This window comes from Enterobacter sp. ECC-175 (assembly GCF_043968675.1).
Taxonomy (GTDB): Bacteria; Pseudomonadota; Gammaproteobacteria; order Enterobacterales; family Enterobacteriaceae; genus Enterobacter.
This window is the reverse complement of the sequence record NZ_CP143776.1, coordinates 3779870-3796470: the sequence shown is the minus strand read 5'-3', so window position 1 is coordinate 3796470 and position 16601 is coordinate 3779870. Positions and strand designations below refer to the sequence as shown.

Here is a 16601-nt window from a genome sequence, read left to right as displayed (position 1 = left end):
CCCACTTTTTCGTCTCCCCGATTGGCTCAATGTAAAAAAATGGTTAAGACTATTTATCAGGTCAGACCACTTTGGCGCTAACGCGAATTTTTTTTACAGGGGAGTGTTATGAGTCAGGCATTACCGCTTACCACCCGGCAGGGTGACCGCATTGCCATTGTCAGCGGATTGCGTACGCCGTTCGCCCGTCAGGCGACGGCCTATCACGGCATACCCGCCGTCGATCTGGGCAAAATGGTCGTGGGGGAGATGCTGGCTCGCAGCGAAATACCGCCGGAGGCGATTGAACAGCTGGTTTTCGGCCAGGTCGTTCAGATGCCCGAAGCGCCAAATATCGCGCGTGAAATCGTGCTGGGTACCGGGATGAACGTCCACACCGACGCCTACAGCGTCAGCCGAGCCTGCGCCACCAGCTTTCAGGCGGTCGCCAACGTCGCGGAAAGCCTGATGGCGGGCACGATTCGCGCCGGGATCGCGGGCGGGGCGGACTCCTCTTCCGTACTGCCGATTGGCGTAAGCAAAAAGCTGGCGCGGATCCTGGTCGACGCCAACAAAGCGCGCACCGCGGGTCAAAAGCTTAAGCTTTTCTCCCGCTTACGCCTGCGCGACCTGATGCCCGTTCCGCCCGCCGTGGCCGAGTATTCCACCGGCCTGCGCATGGGTGACACCGCAGAGCAGATGGCAAAAACCTACGGCATTACCCGCGAGCAGCAGGATGCGCTGGCGCATCGTTCACACCAGCTTGCCGCAAAGGCCTGGTCCGAAGGTCGGCTTGCCGACGAGGTGATGACTGCCTACATACCTCCCTACCGCGAGCCGCTTGTCGAAGACAATAACATTCGCGGCGCGTCGACGCTGGCAGATTACGCGAAGCTGCGCCCGGCATTTGACCGCAAGCACGGGACGGTCACGGCGGCCAACAGCACACCGCTGACGGACGGCGCGGCGGCGGTCATTCTGATGACGGAATCGCGTGCAAAAGAGCTGGGCATCACGCCGCTGGGCTATCTGCGCAGCTATGCCTTCACGGCGATCGACGTCTGGCAGGACATGCTGCTCGGTCCCGCCTGGTCCACCCCGCTGGCGCTGGAGCGCGCGGGGCTAACGCTCGCCGATCTGACCCTGATCGATATGCACGAAGCCTTCGCCGCGCAAACGCTGGCAAACCTTCAGCTGCTGGCGAGCGAGCGTTTTGCCAGAGACGTGCTGGGGCGCGCCCATGCCACGGGCGAAGTCGATCAGAGCAAATTCAACGTGCTCGGCGGCTCTATTGCCTACGGTCATCCTTTTGCCGCGACGGGCGCGCGGATGATCACGCAAACTTTGCATGAATTACGCCGCCGCGGCGGGGGATTTGGACTTGTCACCGCCTGTGCGGCGGGCGGGCTTGGTGCAGCAATGGTTCTGGAGGCTGAATAATGGAACGGCAATCCGCATTTAATTTGACGGTTCGCCTCGATAACGTGGCGGTTATTACCATTGATGTTCCGGATGAAAAAATGAATACCCTGAAGGCCGAATTTGGCGTTCAGGTTCGCGCGATGCTAAAGCAGATCCGCGAGAATAAAGCGATTCGCGGGCTGGTGTTTATCTCCGCCAAGCCGGATAACTTTATTGCCGGGGCGGATATCAACATGATCGCCCGTGCGCAAAGCGCTCAGGAGGCGGAAGATCTTGCCCGGCAGGGTCAGCAGGTAATGGCTGAAATTAACGCCCTGTCGATTCCGGTCATTGCGGCGATCCACGGCGCGTGCCTTGGCGGAGGGCTTGAGCTGGCGCTGGCGTGCCACGGTCGAATCTGCACGGATGATGCGAAAACCGTACTGGGCCTGCCGGAAGTGCAGCTCGGCCTGCTGCCTGGCTCCGGCGGGACGCAGCGCCTGCCGCGCCTGGTGGGCGTGAGCACGGCGCTGGAGATGATGTTAACCGGCAAGCAGCTGCGCGCGCGCCAGGCGCTGAAGGTTGGGCTGGTTGATGAGGTCGTGCCGCATTCTATTCTGCTTGAAGCGGCGGTCGAACGGGCATCGCAGGGGCGTCAGGCGAAGCGTCATCTTCCGGTGCGGGAACGCATTCTTGCCGGTCCGCTTGGCCGCGCGCTGCTCTTCAGCGCGGTGAGAAAGAAAACCGAACGCCAAACCAAGGGCAACTATCCCGCAGCGAAGCGAATTTTGGACACGATCGAAACCGGCCTGGCGCAGGGCAGCAGCAGCGGCTATGCGGCGGAAGCAAAAGCCTTTGGCGAACTGGCGATGACGCCAGCGTCGCAGGCGCTGCGCAATATTTTCTTTGCCAGCACGGAGGTGAAAAAAGATCCGGGTAGCGACGCCGAGCCAGCGCCGCTGCGGTCCGTCGGCGTGCTGGGAGGCGGGCTGATGGGCGGCGGCATTGCATTTGTCACCGCCAGCAAAGGCAAGCTGCCGGTACGTATAAAAGACATCAATCCGAAAGGGATTAACCACGCGCTACAGTACAGCTGGCAGAACCTTGATCAAAAGGTTAAGCGCCGCCATATCAAGGCCAGCGAGCGTGATAAAACGCTGGGGATGATTACCGGTACGACGGACTACAGCGGCTTTGCGCATCGCGATCTGGTGATTGAGGCGGTCTTTGAAGATCTGCCGCTCAAGCAGCAGATGGTGGCGGACGTGGAGGCACGCTGCGCGCCGCACACTATTTTTGCCTCTAATACCTCGTCGTTGCCGATTGGCGATATCGCCGCCAACGCCGCGCGTCCGCAGAATGTCATTGGGCTGCACTTCTTCAGCCCGGTCGAGAAAATGCCGCTGGTGGAGGTCATTCCGCACGCCGAGACCAGCTCGCAAACCGTCTCAACGGTCGTGAAGCTCGCCAAAAAGCAGGGAAAAACGCCGATTGTCGTCGCCGATAAGGCGGGGTTTTACGTCAACCGTATTCTTGCGCCGTATATCAATGAGGCGATGCGCCTGCTGACGGAGGGGGAAAAGATCGAGCATGTTGATGACGCGCTGGTGAAGTTTGGCTTTCCGGTAGGACCCATCCAACTTTTGGATGAGGTGGGAATCGATACCGGCACTAAAATTATACCTGTGCTGGAGTCAGCCTATGGCGAACGTTTTAGCCCGCCTGCAAACATTGTTTCTGCGATCTTGAAGGACGATCGCAAAGGCAGAAAAAATGGCCGCGGTTTCTATCTTTACGCGGCAAAAGGGCGTAAAAGCAAGAAACAGGTCGACCCTTCGGTTTATGGGCTTATTTCGGTTGCCGGGCAGGGGAAACTTTCCGCGGTCCAGTGCGCCGAACGCTGCGTGATGATGATGCTGAACGAGGCGGCGCGCTGCTTTGGTGAGCAGGTTGTCAGAAGCGCGCGCGATGGCGACATCGGTGCCGTATTTGGTATTGGTTTTCCGCCGTTTCTTGGCGGCCCGTTCCGGTATATGGATACGCTGGGGGCGAGTGAAGTGGTTGCTATTCTGCAACGTCTGGCCGCGCAGTATGGTCCGCGATTTACGCCGTGTGACGAATTGTTGCAGAGAGCGGAGCAGGGCCAGACATTTTGGCCTGCAAAGGAAACTGACGTCGTAAACTGAAGTCAAAGAAGGGTAAATCCTCGGTGAATGAACCTGTTCTGGCGAAATTGTAAACAGAGATTGACTATACTTACGCCATTGAGGTAAAAAACAGCGTTTCATTCACCGAATGGATCAGGCACAATGCCCGGCCATCGGGTTTTCTACCTCGAAGCAGTTATCGCGGGTAGTCAACGCCGGTGATTCTGGTTAACAAAAGCGGTGCAATATGCAAGTTTTTATCATGCGTCACGGCGACGCGGCACTCGATGCCGCCAGTGACTCAGTACGTCCTTTGACAGTCTGTGGCTGCGACGAATCCCGTCAGATGGCGACCTGGCTCAAAGGCCAAAAAGTGGATATCGAACGCGTTCTGGTGAGTCCGTTCCTGCGTGCAGAACAGACGCTGGATGTGGTAGGGGAATGTATGAACCTGCCCGGCAGCGTAGATGTGCTCCCAGAACTGACGCCATGCGGTGATGTCGGCCTTGTCAGCGCCTATCTTCAGGCGCTGTGCAATGAAGGAGTCGCCTCCGCACTGGTGATCTCCCACCTGCCGCTGGTTGGCTACCTGGTCTCCGAGCTGTGCCCGGGTGAAACGCCGCCGATGTTCACGACGTCTGCCATTGCCAACGTCACGCTCGACGAATCTGGCAAAGGGGTCTTCAACTGGCAGATGAGCCCGTGCAATCTGAAGATGGCGAAGGCTATCTGATGTGACGCGTGACAGGGCGGGGTGCAAAGCTGCTTCCCGCCATTCTGTCAGGGCAGCTCCGGCGGCTGCCACTCCTCAACCTCAATCAACACCAGCAATGCGGCATCTCCGCCGTACTCTTTCGGTGCCTGATGGAAAGCCATCACGTGTGGGTGCTGGGCCAGCCACAGCGGCGTCTGCTGCTTAAGAATATGTTTTCCGTGCCCGTGCATGACGCACGCGCAGAAAACGTGTTCGCGACGGCAGGCGGCAATGAGCGCCCCCAGCTCCTGCTTCGCCTGCATCTGCGTTAATCCGTGCAGGTCGAGAAACAGCTCCGGCGAATAATCTCCACGACGCAGTTTCTTCAGCTCAAAGTGGCTGACGTCTTCGCGCACGTACTTAACGGCGCCCTGGGTGTTGAGCAGCGGCTGAAATTCATCCGAAAAATAGTGGCTGTTATCAGCCTGTTCCTGAAGCAGACGTTTGACCGGCACTTCGGTGACTTTTTTGCGTATCGGGCGATGGACAATGGTGTCCTGCTTAAGCTGACGCGTTCCCGTCATCAGCTGTCGGAAGAGAGCCTGATCCTCCTCGTTAAGCGATGTTTTCTTTTTCATTGGCCTGTCTCATCTCTTATTTCCGATAGTGTACCTGACTAAATGCATTTTTTAACCTCAAGCGGGACGCGTCAGTGCTGATTTATCGCCGTCTTCATGGCAAACTAGCCGCCGAAAATTATGCGAGCATGCCCTGGAGGGAAAAGTGGATAAAATATTTGTCGATGAAGCAGTAAACGAGCTGCATACCATACAGGACATGTTGCGCTGGTCGGTTAGCCGCTTCAGCGCCGCCAATATCTGGTACGGTCACGGTACCGATAACCCGTGGGACGAGGCCGTTCAGCTGGTGCTGCCGTCTCTTTACCTGCCGCTGGATATTCCGGAAGACATGCGCACCGCGCGCCTGACCTCTAGCGAAAAGCACCGCATCGTTGAGCGCGTGATCCGCCGCGTGAACGAGCGTATCCCGGTCGCCTATCTGACCAACAAAGCCTGGTTCTGCGGCCATGAGTTTTACGTTGATGAGCGCGTGCTGGTTCCGCGTTCACCTATTGGCGAGCTGATTAACAACCATTTTGACGGGCTGATTAACCATCAGCCGCAGCACATTCTGGATATGTGTACCGGCAGCGGCTGTATTGCGATTGCCTGCGCTTACGCCTTCCCGGATGCCGAAGTCGACGCCGTTGATATCTCCACCGACGCGCTGGCCGTGACCGAGCACAACATTGAAGAGCACGGCCTGATCCATCACGTTACGCCGATTCGTTCCGATCTTTTCCGCGACCTGCCGACCCTGCAGTACGATCTGATCGTGACCAACCCGCCGTACGTCGATGCAGAAGACATGTCCGATCTGCCGAACGAATATCGCCACGAGCCGGAGCTGGGCCTGGCGTCAGGATCTGACGGCCTGAAGCTGACCCGCCGCATTCTGGCCTGCGCGCCGGATTATCTGACCGACGACGGCGTTCTGATTTGTGAAGTGGGTAACAGCATGGTACATCTGATAGAGCAGTATCCGGATGTGCCGTTCACCTGGCTCGAGTTTGACAACGGCGGTGACGGCGTCTTTATGCTGACCAAAGCACAGCTTCTCGACGCGCGCGAGCACTTCAGCATTTATAAAGACTAATCCAGCGGGCTTCGGCCCGTTTCACAACGCTCACACACAAATAACGACATCGGAGCCGTGATGGCAGGAAACAGTATTGGACAACTATTCCGCGTGACCACCTTTGGTGAGTCGCACGGTCTGGCACTGGGTTGCATCGTGGACGGCGTGCCGCCGGGCATCGAGCTAACCGAAGCCGATTTACAGCACGACCTTGACCGTCGTCGCCCGGGCACCTCTCGCTACACCACGCAGCGTCGCGAGCCGGACCAGGTTAAAATTCTCTCCGGTGTGTTCGAAGGCCGCACCACCGGCACCAGCATCGGCCTGCTGATCGAAAACACCGACCAGCGCTCCCAGGATTACGGCGCCATCAAGGACGTCTTCCGTCCGGGCCACGCCGACTACACCTACGAGCAAAAGTACGGTTTTCGCGACTATCGCGGCGGCGGACGCTCTTCGGCACGTGAAACTGCGATGCGCGTGGCGGCCGGGGCCATTGCCAAAAAATATCTGCAGCAAAAATTCGGCATCGTCATTCGCGGCTGTCTGACCCAGATGGGCGACATTCCGCTGGCGATCGGGGACTGGGATCTGGTTGAGCAAAATCCGTTCTTCTGCGCGGATGCTGACAAAATTGACGCGCTGGACGAACTGATGCGCGGCCTGAAAAAAGAGGGCGACTCCATCGGCGCGAAAGTGACCGTGGTCGCTGACGGTGTGCCCGCTGGCTGGGGCGAGCCGGTGTTCGACCGCCTCGACGCGGATATTGCCCACGCGCTGATGAGCATCAACGCGGTGAAGGGCGTGGAAATCGGCGACGGTTTTGACGTGGTTAAGCTTCGCGGCAGCCAGAACCGTGACGAAATCACGAAAGCGGGCTTCCAGAGCAACCACGCGGGCGGCATCCTGGGCGGCATCAGCAGCGGACAGCAGATTATGGCGAACATCGCGCTGAAGCCAACGTCCAGCATTACCGTACCGGGCCACACCATTAACCGCGATGGCGAAGAAGTTGAGATGATCACCAAAGGACGTCACGATCCCTGCGTGGGGATCCGCGCCGTGCCGATCGCCGAAGCGATGTTGGCGATCGTGCTGATGGATCACTTCCTGCGCCAGCGCGCGCAGAATGCGGACGTGACGACCACCATTCCACGCTGGTAAATATGAAAAAAACCGCAATTGCCCTGCTGGCGCTGCTGGCCAGCGGAGCCAGCCTGGCCGCCACGCCGTGGCAAAAAATCACCCATCCGGTGGCGGGCAGCGCGCAGTCAATTGGTGCGTTCTCGAACGGTTGTATCGTTGGAGCGCAGGAACTTCCGCTGCAGTCCGATACCTATCAAGTGATGCGCACCGATCAGCGCCGCTATTTCGGCCACCCCGATCTGGTGCTGTTTATCCAGCGCCTGGGCAATCAGGTGCATAACCTCGGGCTGGGCACAATGCTGATTGGCGATATGGGGATGCCTGCCGGCGGCCGCTTCAACGGGGGGCACGCCAGTCACCAGACCGGTCTCGATGTCGATATCTTCCTTCAGTTGCCCAAAGCGCGCTGGAGCTCGGCGCAGCTGCTGAAGCCGCAGGCGCTGGACCTGGTCACGCGCGATGGTAAAAGCGTTGTACCTTCGCTCTGGTCACAGGATGTGTCGGCGATGATCAAGCTGGCGGCTAAAGATAACGACGTGACGCGGATTTTCGTTAACCCGGCCATCAAGCAGCAGCTTTGCCTGGATGCGGGAAACGACCGTGACTGGCTGCGCAAGGTGCGCCCGTGGTTCCAGCATCGCGCGCATATGCACGTGCGTCTGCGCTGCCCGGCGAACAGCCTCGAATGTGAAGATCAGCCGCTTCCACCGCCTGGCGATGGCTGCGGTTATGAGCTGCAAAGCTGGTTTGAGCCGGCCAAGCCTGGGACCACTAAGCCTGAGAAGAAGACACCGCCTCCGCTGCCGCCTTCCTGCCAGGCGCTACTGGATGAGCACGTACTGTAATGGATAATTTCGTCGACCTGTTTATGGTGTCACCGTGGATGCTGGCGGCACTGTTTTTTGTTGCGATGTTAGCCGGTTTTATCGATGCCCTGGCGGGCGGCGGCGGTTTGCTGACCGTTCCGGCGCTGCTGGCGGTAGGCATGAGTCCGGCGCAGGCGCTGGCGACCAATAAGCTGCAGGCCTGCGGCGGTTCGCTCTCGGCGTCGCTCTACTTTATCCGCCGCAAGGTGGTTAACCTCGCCGACCAAAAGCTCAATATTCTGATGACCTTTATCGGCTCCACCTCCGGTGCGCTGCTGGTTCAGCACGTTCAGTCAGACATTCTGCGCCAGATCCTGCCGATTCTGGTGATCTGCATTGGCCTGTACTTCCTGCTGATGCCAAAGCTTGGCGAAGAGGATCGACAGCGTCGTCTGCACGGCCTGCCGTTTGCGCTGATTGCCGGGGGCTGCGTCGGCTTTTACGATGGCTTTTTCGGGCCGGGGGCGGGCTCGTTTTACGCGCTGGCCTTCGTCACGCTCGCCGGTTTTAACCTCGCGAAATCCACGGCGCACGCGAAGGTTTTAAACGCCACCTCTAACGTTGGCGGCCTGCTGCTGTTTATCATCGGCGGCAAGGTTATCTGGGCAACCGGATTCGTAATGATGGCAGGACAATTTTTAGGCGCGCGCGCGGGCTCGCGCCTGGTGTTAAGCAAGGGACAGAAGCTGATCCGCCCGATGATCGTCGTGGTCTCGGCGGTGATGAGCGCCAAGCTTCTTTATGATAGCCACGGACAGGAGATCCTCCACTGGTTGGGGATGAACTAATGAACGGTACGCATAACTACGAACAGCTTATTGAGATTTTTAACGGCTGCTTTGCCGACGATTTTAATACCCGTCTGATTAAAGGCGACGATGAACCGATCTATCTTCCTGCTGATGCAGAGGTTCCGTATAACCGGATTGTGTTCGCGCACGGCTTTTACGCCAGCGGATTGCATGAGATTTCGCACTGGTGCATCGCGGGGAAAGCGCGCCGCGAGCTGGTGGACTTCGGCTACTGGTACTGCCCGGACGGCCGCGATGCGGCTACGCAAGGCCAGTTCGAAGATGTGGAAGTGAAGCCCCAGGCGTTCGACTGGCTTTTCTGCGTGGCGGCGGGTTACCCGTTCAACGTCAGCTGCGACAACCTCGAAGGCGACTTTGAGCCAGACCGTATTGTCTTCCAGCGCCGCGTGCACGCGCAGGTGATGGAGTATCTTGAGAAAGGCATTCCGGAACGTCCGTCGCGCTTTATCAAGGCGTTACAAGACTATTATCACACGCCGGAGATCACGGCGGAATGCTTCCCCTGGCCGGAAGATATTTAACTGAGGAAAGAAGATGATCGCAGAATTTGAATCACGCATTCTGGCACTAATTGATGACATGGTGGAACACGCCAGCGATGACGAGCTGTTCGCCAGCGGCTATCTGCGCGGCCACCTTACGCTGGCCGTCGCCGAGCTGGAAGCAGGAGACGATCACTCTGCCGAAGCGGTGCATGGTGAAGTGACCCGCAGCCTGGAAAAGGCGATTCAGGCCGGTGAACTGTCGCCGCGCGATCAGTCCCTGGTGCTCGGCATGTGGGAAACCTTGTTCCAGAAAGCCAGCCTGACATCATAATTTTTCCCTCTCCCAGCAGGAGAGGGGTAGGGTGAGGGCATCAGGCCGCACCCTGCTTAACCTTCTTCCCCTTCAGCAACTTCCTCACCCACAGCCTGTTCGGATTAAGTCCCGCAAGCGTCGTTCTGTCCAGCGGTATCGGCTCGTCGCTCATCTGTGCGGCCAGCACTTCCGCCAGCAGCGGTGCGGTGCATAGCCCGCGCGAGCCCAGCCCGCCCAGCATATACAGTTCCGGATAAGCCGGCGCGCTGACCGCGCTATCCCTGGTTTCTGCGAGGTTCTGGTAGACCTCGAGCGTGGCGTCATAGTCCGGCACGCTGCCCGCCATCGGCAGATGGTCACGCGTGGCGCAGCGCACGCCGCAGCGCGCTTCTCCCTCACTCACGTCAACCTCTTTCGCCCATGCCGCGTCCGGGAAGCAGTCGATCAGGCGCTGGCGGTTTTGCTGCTGATCGTCCTCGCTGTAGGCCACGTCAGCCTGGCCGCGATGATAGCTGGCACCGATGCAGTGGTGGCCGTTAGACGGGTTTTGCGGCGTCAGGTAGCCGTCGTAGCACAGCACCTGGCGCAGTTTTCGCAGTTCCGGCGTGGTCGGAATGTGGCTGACCTGGCCGCCGACCGGATAAACCGGCAGCGCTTCCGTCTGCGTGAACCGGCTGATGTGATGCCCGTTTGCCAGCACCACGGCGGCGTGCTGCGCCCGTTTCCCATTGGCAAAATCGAGGACCCAGCGCTCCGAGTGGTTAAGCGCTTCCACCCTGTGGCAATAGTGCACCGTCAGCCCGCGGGACTGCGCAAGGGCAATCGCAGCGGCGGTCAGTTCGGCCGGGCATAGCCAGCCGCCGAGCGGATACTGAATCCCCCCGCAGCCGGTCTTAACCCCGGCGGTTTCAGCAACCTGCTCAGCGCTCACCGCATGGGCGATGGCATCCGGCAGTCCCAGCGACAGCATCTGGTTAATTTTTTGCTGGCTCTTCTCATCCCAGCCGAGCTGCGTGACGCCGCACCAGTCGTGAGCAAACGTGAGCGGCAGGGCGTCATACAGGCGACGGGCGAAGGTAAACGCCGCCGGGAAGAACTGAAACAGTGCGGGATCGTGCGCGCTCAGGAGCGGGTAAAGCGCGCCCTGGCGGTTGCCCGACGCGCCGCTTGCCGGAGCCTCGTCCGCGCAGTACAGCGTAACCTGCCAGCCGCGGTGCAGAAGGGCGAGCGAGAGCAGGGAGCTGGCAATCCCGCCGCCAACGATCGCCACCTCGCGGGACGCGCTGGCGCGACGGGCAAACCACGGCGCCTGCGCGGGGATCGCCAGGGTTTGCTCCATGACGCCAACCAGCATGTCGCGCTTGCGGCCAAAGCCCTTGGTCTTCTTCATCGTGAAGCCCGCGGCCTGCAGCCCGCGCCGCACGAATCCCGCCGAGGTAAAGGTGGCGAGCGTGGCGCCGGGGCGAGCCAGGCGCGCCATGGCGGCAAAAAGATGATCGCTCCACATGTCCGGGTTTTTGGCGGGCGCAAAGCCGTCCAGGAACCAGGCGTCCACTTTCTGGTTCATCGAATCGTCAAGCTCGTCCGTGAGCGCATTAATGTCGCCGAGCCACAGGTCCAGCGTGACGCGCCCGCCGTCCAGAATAAGGCGATGGCAGCCCCCGATGGCCTGCGGCCACTGGGCCTGCAGCTGCTCCGCCCACTGTGCCAGCTCGGGCCAGCGCTGATGCGCAAGCCGCAGATCGTGCGCCGTAAGCGGAAATTTTTCGAAACTGACGAAATGTAATCTTTGCAGCGTAGCTTCAGGGTGTTGGGCTCGAAACTGGTCAAACGCCTGCCAGAGGGTCAGGAAATTGAGGCCGGTACCAAACCCGCTTTCCGCTACTACAAACAGGCTGCGGGGATGTTCAGGAAAGCGCGCGTTGAGATAATTTCCGTCAAGGAAAACATAACGGGTTTCTTCCAGTCCGTTATCATTAGAAAAATAGACGTCATCAAAATCTCGGGAAACAGGTGTACCCTCAGCGTTAAATTCGAGGTTGGCGGGTTGTATAGCGTTTTGTTTCACGTAAGTTACTCGTCCGACAGGCAGTGGCACGATCTTAACGATGTGGGCGCATTGGTGCAAATTTCCGCAGAAAATGGCTGATCGGACTTGTTCGGCGTACAAGTGTACGCTATTGTGCGACTCGAAACTTACTATAGTGCGACTGACAGAGGTATTGAATGAAACGTGCAGTGATTACTGGCCTGGGCATCGTTTCCAGCATCGGTAATAACCAGCAGGAAGTCCTGGCATCTCTGCGTGAAGGACGCTCCGGGATCACTTTCTCTGAAGAGTTTAAAGATTCTGGAATGCGTAGCCACGTATGGGGTAACGTCAAACTGGACACCACCGGTTTGATTGACCGTAAAGTGGTTCGTTTCATGAACGATGCCTCTATCTACGCCTATCTTTCAATGCAGGAAGCGATCAAAGATTCCGGCCTGAGCGAAGAGACGTATCAGAACAACCCGCGCGTTGGCCTGATTGCCGGTTCCGGCGGTTCGTCTAAAGCACAGGTATTCGGTGCTGACGCGATGCGCAGCCCGCGCGGCCTGAAAGCCGTTGGTCCTTACGTTGTGACCAAAGCGATGGGTTCTGCGGTGTCTGCCTGCCTGGCAACCCCGTTCAAAATTCACGGCGTAAACTACTCCATCAGCTCTGCCTGCGCGACGTCCGCACACTGCATTGGTAATGCGGTAGAGCAGATCCAGCTGGGCAAACAGGACATCGTATTTGCTGGCGGCGGCGAAGAGCTGGGCTGGGAAATGGCCTGTGAGTTCGACGCAATGGGCGCGTTGTCCACCAAGTACAACGAAACGCCTGAAAAAGCCTCCCGTACCTATGACGCGCACCGCGATGGTTTCATCATCGCAGGCGGCGGCGGTATGGTTGTGGTTGAAGAGCTGGAGCATGCTCTGGCGCGCGGTGCGCACATCTACGCTGAAATCGTCGGCTACGGCGCGACTTCCGACGGCGCAGACATGGTTGCACCATCCGGCGAAGGCGCGGTGCGCTGCATGAAGATGGCGATGCACGGCGTTGACACGCCAATCGACTACCTGAACTCCCACGGCACTTCTACTCCGGTAGGCGACGTGAAAGAGCTGGGTGCGATCCGCGAAGTGTTCGGCGACAACAGCCCGGCTATCTCCGCGACCAAAGCGATGACCGGCCACTCTCTGGGCGCGGCTGGCGTTCAGGAAGCGATCTACTCCCTGCTGATGCTGGAAAACGGCTTTATCGCCCCAAGCATCAACATCGACGAGATGGACGAGCAGGCGGCTGGCCTGAACATCGTGACTAAACCAACGGAAGCGACGCTGACCACCGTGATGTCCAACAGCTTCGGCTTCGGCGGCACTAACGCCACGCTGGTGATGCGCAAGCTGAAAGCATAAGTTTTTGAATGTATAGTAGAAGGGAGCCTGAGGGCTCCCTTTTTTATGCTTATTCGGAGCTACGCATGACGGTTGTTACCCCTGCAGAGAAGGCATCCTCTGCGAATGTTTCGCTGTTTCGCATCGCTTTCGCGGTGTTCCTGACCTACATGACCGTGGGCCTGCCGCTGCCGGTTATTCCGCTTTTCGTGCACCAGGAGCTTGGCTATGGCAACACGATGGTCGGCATTGCCGTGGGCATTCAATTTTTAGCCACCGTCTTGACCCGCGGCTACGCCGGACGCCTGGCGGATCAGCACGGCGCGAAGCGCTCGGCGCTGCAGGGGATGTTTGCCTGCGGGCTGGCGGGCGGTGCGTGGCTGCTCGCGGCACTGCTTCCCGTCGAGCCAATGTACAAATTTGCGCTGCTGGTGGTTGGGCGCCTGATCCTCGGCTTTGGCGAAAGCCAGCTGCTGACCGGCACGCTGACGTGGGGCATGGGGCTGGTGGGCCCGTCCCGTTCGGGCAAAGTGATGTCGTGGAACGGGATGGCGATTTACGGCGCGCTGGCGGCCGGTGCGCCGCTTGGGCTGCTGATCCACAGCCAGTTTGGCTTCGCCGCGCTCGCGGGAACGACCATGGTGCTGCCGCTGGTGGCCTGGGCGTTTAACGGCACGGTGCGTAAAGTGCCTGCGCACAAGGGTGAACGTCCCTCCCTCTGGAGCGTCGTCGGACAGATCTGGCAGCCGGGGCTTGGCCTGGCGCTGCAGGGCGTCGGGTTTGCGGTCATCGGCACGTTTGTCTCGCTGTACTTCATGAGCCGGGGATGGGCCATGGCCGGCTTTACGCTCACGGCCTTTGGCGGCGCGTTTGTGCTGATGCGCGTCCTGTTCGGCTGGATGCCAGATCGCTTTGGCGGCGTGAAGGTGGCGGTGGCATCGCTGGTCATCGAAACTATCGGGCTGGTGCTGCTCTGGCAGGCACCCGTAGCGTCCGTTGCGCTGCTGGGCGCGGCGCTAACCGGCTGCGGCTGTTCCCTGATCTTCCCGGCGCTGGGCGTTGAGGTGGTGAAGCGCGTTGCCCCGCAGGTGCGCGGCACGGCGCTCGGCGGTTACGCGGCGTTTCAGGATATCTCCTACGGCGTGACCGGGCCGCTGGCGGGGCTATTAGCCACGTCGTTTGGCTATCCGTCGGTATTCCTGGCGGGGGCGGTTTCTGCGGTAGTCGGGATCGTGGTAACGCTGGTGGCGTTTCGCCGGGCGTAGCCCTTGTTGACCGGTGGCGCTGCGCTTACCGTGCCATCGCAGGCCGGGTAAGGCGCAGCCGCCCGGCGGTTGTTAAGCCACCAGCCAGAAAATCGCGAGCGCAATCATCAGCGCAATAAACATCAGCCCCGGGCGGGCCGACATATTTTTGACCGTTTCCACGATCGGCGCGAACAGCGGGCTGTATATCGGCTGAATGTTGCGTGGCTCCGGCACGCCCGCTTCGCGCTCGGCGCGGCGAACAAAAATCTGGTTGAGCAGATCCTGCACCTGCGAGGTGGTCAGCACCGACTGAGGGGTAACCTGCCATGTCTGCTGGGCATAATCGCGAATGGCGTCGAACTCGCGCGGCTCCAGCGGCTGCTTGAGCGCGGCCTGGAGCGTGTTCAGCGTTGGGGCGCTCTGCGCGCTAAGCGTCTGGCGCGCCTGTAGCCAGGTGACCAGATGAGTAAACTGTTTCGCCGGAATTAATTCTCCCGCCTTCACGCCGGACAGCTCCAGCATGGATTGCCAGATAAGCTTTGTTGACTCGCCTGTGGCGGCGGCAAGCTTGCTCACCATCTGGTTTAGCGTGTTATGTTCCGCCGGCTGCAGCGGGCGCTCCGTGGCCGGGCGCTGCTGCGGCTGAGGAATCGAAAGCTGGTTGCTTTGTAGCAGGGTCAGTACGGTTTTCAGCTGTTCAGGGGTCAGCTGGCTTAGCGCGGTTTGGCCAAACTGCTGGCGAATAAAATCGCTCACGGCCTGGCGGTTATTCCCCTGGCCTAGCAGCTCGGTCAGCTGGGACATAATCTGGCGCGTGTTATGGTTAAGCTGCGCCGTACTCAGACGCTGATTCAGGTTTTGCTCGGCTGCAGGGAAGTGGCGCGACTGCAGGGGCGCATCGTTCCGGAGCCCCAGGTCATGCTTCATTCCGGCCCAGACTTCCGCATTTTGCTGTGAGGTCAGGGCGATCAGGCGGGTGATCAGTCGCTCGAGCACGGTGCGCTGCTGCGTGGAGAGCGGCTGGTCACCTGCGACGTTGGGCGTTACGGAGCCTTCACCCGGAGGGCGAGGCGGCGTACCTGAAATGGGCTGCATCGTCAAAAATCCTTAAAGTCATACTCGGCGTAAACCCGGCTTAGTGATATGCCTGGCTGCGAGATTATGGCACACTTGGCAGGTTTACTTCCTCTCAAACAGGTACTCAGACGTGAAAATCCTCGTTGATGAAAATATGCCTTACGCCCGCGAGCTGTTTAGCCGCCTGGGTGAGGTGAAGGCTGTCCCCGGTCGCCCGATTCCGGTTAGTGAACTTGACGATGCAGACGCGCTGATGGTGCGCTCGGTGACCAGGGTAAATGAGGCGCTGCTCGCCGGTAAAGCGATCAAGTTTGTCGGCACCGCCACGGCCGGGACCGATCATGTGGATGATAAATGGCTCGAGCAGGCGGGTATTGGCTTCTCGGCCGCCCCGGGCTGTAACGCGATTGCCGTTGTGGAATATGTCTTTTCCTCTCTGCTGATGCTGGCCGAGCGCGACGGGTTTGCGCTTAAAGACCGCACGGTCGGTATCGTCGGCGTCGGCAACGTGGGCGGACGTCTGCAAAAACGTCTTGAAGCCCTGGGGATCCGCACGCTGCTGTGCGATCCGCCGCGCAAGGATAATGGCGACGCGGGTGATTTCCGCACGCTGGACGAGCTGGTCGCGCAGTGCGATGTCCTGACCTTCCACACGCCGCTGTTTAAGGATGGCCCCTATAAGTCACTTCATCTTGCCGATGAAGCGCTGATCCGCCGCCTGAAGCCCGGCACGATTTTAATCAACGCCTGCCGCGGCCCGGTGGTGGATAACGCCGCGCTGCTGAAATGTCTGGAAGCGGGGCAAGATCTGAGCGTGGTGCTGGACGTGTGGGAGCCGGAGCCGGATCTGAACGTCGTGCTGCTTGAGAGGGTTGATGTTGGTACGGCGCATATCGCTGGTTATACCCTGGAAGGCAAAGCGCGCGGCACCACCCAGGTCTTTGAAGCCTATAGCGCGTTTATCGGCCACCCGCAGCAGGTTGCGCTCGACACCCTGCTGCCGGCCCCCGAGTTTGGCCGCATAACCCTGCACGGGCCGCTCGATCAGGCAACGCTGAAAAGGCTGGTACATTTGGTGTATGATGTGCGCCGCGATGACGCGCTGCTGCGTAAAGCGGCGGGTATTCCGGGTGAGTTTGATAAGCTGCGTAAGCACTATCTTGAACGCCGCGAATGGTCTTCCCTGTATGTGATGTGCGATGACGCAACGACAGCGACGCTGCTGCACAAGCTGGGGTTTAACGCCGTTCATCATCCGGCACGTTAATGTCTTCTTAACGCTCCCTGTTGGATACTCCGACAGGGACGCCTTT

At 59.5% G+C, this 16601-nt stretch carries 15 protein-coding genes; 12 read left to right on the top strand and 3 right to left on the bottom strand.

The genetic code is table 11. The annotated features are described in order from the left end of the window. Positions 1-108: 108 nt before the first annotated feature. From fadI to sixA, 3 genes are all read left to right on the top strand, one after another. Positions 109-1419, top strand: a complete 1311-nt coding sequence (fadI, locus tag V1599_RS18040) for an acetyl-CoA C-acyltransferase FadI (protein ID WP_297122257.1) — start codon at positions 109-111, stop codon at positions 1417-1419. Next, positions 1419-3566, top strand: coding sequence for a fatty acid oxidation complex subunit alpha FadJ (gene fadJ / locus V1599_RS18035; RefSeq protein WP_297122255.1), 2148 nt, complete (start codon positions 1419-1421; stop codon positions 3564-3566). The genes fadI and fadJ overlap by 1 nt, the downstream gene beginning before the upstream one ends. Before the next feature lie 208 nt (positions 3567-3774). Further along, positions 3775-4260, top strand: a complete 486-nt coding sequence (sixA, locus tag V1599_RS18030) for a phosphohistidine phosphatase SixA (RefSeq protein ID WP_112010318.1) — start codon at positions 3775-3777, stop codon at positions 4258-4260. Positions 4261-4307: 47 nt separating this feature from the next. On the opposite strand, the gene smrB is transcribed toward sixA, so the two are convergent. After that, on the bottom strand, positions 4308-4859 hold the full coding sequence (smrB, locus tag V1599_RS18025; RefSeq protein ID WP_112010319.1) for an endonuclease SmrB: 552 nt from the start codon (positions 4857-4859) through the stop codon (positions 4308-4310). A gap of 145 nt (positions 4860-5004) precedes the next feature. Here smrB and prmB point away from each other — a divergent pair, with 145 nt between their 5' ends. From prmB to V1599_RS17995, 6 genes are read left to right on the top strand one after another with little or no spacing between them, the layout of a single operon-like run. Further along, entirely contained in the window at positions 5005-5937 is a 933-nt protein-coding gene (prmB, locus tag V1599_RS18020) for a 50S ribosomal protein L3 N(5)-glutamine methyltransferase (protein WP_112010320.1), read from the top strand. Between the two features lie 60 nt (positions 5938-5997). Next, positions 5998-7083: a chorismate synthase gene (aroC, locus tag V1599_RS18015; protein ID WP_112010321.1), complete on the top strand. Its 1086-nt coding sequence runs from the start codon at positions 5998-6000 to the stop codon at positions 7081-7083. A 2-nt stretch (positions 7084-7085) separates the two neighbouring features. Continuing rightward, positions 7086-7910 carry a penicillin-insensitive murein endopeptidase gene (gene mepA / locus V1599_RS18010; RefSeq protein ID WP_395300570.1) on the top strand — a complete coding sequence of 275 codons (825 nt, stop codon included), beginning with the start codon at positions 7086-7088 and terminating at the stop codon, positions 7908-7910. Then, positions 7910-8719 (top strand): sulfite exporter TauE/SafE family protein, encoded by an 810-nt coding sequence (locus V1599_RS18005; RefSeq protein WP_297122247.1) that lies wholly within the window; start codon positions 7910-7912, stop codon positions 8717-8719. Before mepA ends, V1599_RS18005 begins: the two co-directional genes overlap by 1 nt. Next, positions 8719-9264 (top strand): elongation factor P hydroxylase, encoded by a 546-nt coding sequence (locus tag V1599_RS18000; protein WP_297122245.1) that lies wholly within the window; start codon positions 8719-8721, stop codon positions 9262-9264. Before V1599_RS18005 ends, V1599_RS18000 begins: the two co-directional genes overlap by 1 nt. Before the next feature lie 13 nt (positions 9265-9277). After that, positions 9278-9559 carry a YfcL family protein gene (locus tag V1599_RS17995; RefSeq protein WP_112010325.1) on the top strand — a complete coding sequence of 94 codons (282 nt, stop codon included), beginning with the start codon at positions 9278-9280 and terminating at the stop codon, positions 9557-9559. A 40-nt stretch (positions 9560-9599) separates the two neighbouring features. On the opposite strand, the gene mnmC is transcribed toward V1599_RS17995, so the two are convergent. Continuing rightward, entirely contained in the window at positions 9600-11609 is a 2010-nt protein-coding gene (gene mnmC, locus V1599_RS17990; protein ID WP_395300569.1) for a bifunctional tRNA (5-methylaminomethyl-2-thiouridine)(34)-methyltransferase MnmD/FAD-dependent 5-carboxymethylaminomethyl-2-thiouridine(34) oxidoreductase MnmC, read from the bottom strand. A 158-nt stretch (positions 11610-11767) separates the two neighbouring features. Here mnmC and fabB point away from each other — a divergent pair, with 158 nt between their 5' ends. Then, entirely contained in the window at positions 11768-12985 is a 1218-nt protein-coding gene (gene fabB, locus V1599_RS17985; protein ID WP_112010327.1) for a beta-ketoacyl-ACP synthase I, read from the top strand. A 65-nt stretch (positions 12986-13050) separates the two neighbouring features. Continuing rightward, on the top strand, positions 13051-14229 hold the full coding sequence (locus V1599_RS17980; protein ID WP_112010328.1) for an MFS transporter: 1179 nt from the start codon (positions 13051-13053) through the stop codon (positions 14227-14229). A gap of 72 nt (positions 14230-14301) precedes the next feature. Here the strand turns inward: V1599_RS17980 and flk are convergent, their stop codons facing one another. Beyond that, positions 14302-15306, bottom strand: a complete 1005-nt coding sequence (gene flk, locus V1599_RS17975; protein WP_395300568.1) for a flagella biosynthesis regulator Flk — start codon at positions 15304-15306, stop codon at positions 14302-14304. A gap of 112 nt (positions 15307-15418) precedes the next feature. Between flk and pdxB the strand changes: the two genes are divergently transcribed. Further along, positions 15419-16555, top strand: coding sequence for a 4-phosphoerythronate dehydrogenase PdxB (pdxB, locus tag V1599_RS17970; RefSeq protein WP_395300567.1), 1137 nt, complete (start codon positions 15419-15421; stop codon positions 16553-16555). Positions 16556-16601: the final 46 nt, after the last annotated feature.

Coding starts and splice junctions, on each gene's coding strand:
- fadI (WP_297122257.1), top strand. CDS start 109: ATGAGTCAGGCATTACCGCTTACCACCCGGCAGGGTGACCGCATTGCC.
- fadJ (WP_297122255.1), top strand. CDS start 1,419: ATGGAACGGCAATCCGCATTTAATTTGACGGTTCGCCTCGATAACGTG.
- sixA (WP_112010318.1), top strand. CDS start 3,775: ATGCAAGTTTTTATCATGCGTCACGGCGACGCGGCACTCGATGCCGCC.
- smrB (WP_112010319.1), bottom strand. CDS start 4,859: ATGAAAAAGAAAACATCGCTTAACGAGGAGGATCAGGCTCTCTTCCGA.
- aroC (WP_112010321.1), top strand. CDS start 5,998: ATGGCAGGAAACAGTATTGGACAACTATTCCGCGTGACCACCTTTGGT.
- mepA (WP_395300570.1), top strand. CDS start 7,086: ATGAAAAAAACCGCAATTGCCCTGCTGGCGCTGCTGGCCAGCGGAGCC.
- V1599_RS18005 (WP_297122247.1), top strand. CDS start 7,910: ATGGATAATTTCGTCGACCTGTTTATGGTGTCACCGTGGATGCTGGCG.
- V1599_RS18000 (WP_297122245.1), top strand. CDS start 8,719: ATGAACGGTACGCATAACTACGAACAGCTTATTGAGATTTTTAACGGC.
- V1599_RS17995 (WP_112010325.1), top strand. CDS start 9,278: ATGATCGCAGAATTTGAATCACGCATTCTGGCACTAATTGATGACATG.
- fabB (WP_112010327.1), top strand. CDS start 11,768: ATGAAACGTGCAGTGATTACTGGCCTGGGCATCGTTTCCAGCATCGGT.
- V1599_RS17980 (WP_112010328.1), top strand. CDS start 13,051: ATGACGGTTGTTACCCCTGCAGAGAAGGCATCCTCTGCGAATGTTTCG.
- flk (WP_395300568.1), bottom strand. CDS start 15,306: ATGCAGCCCATTTCAGGTACGCCGCCTCGCCCTCCGGGTGAAGGCTCC.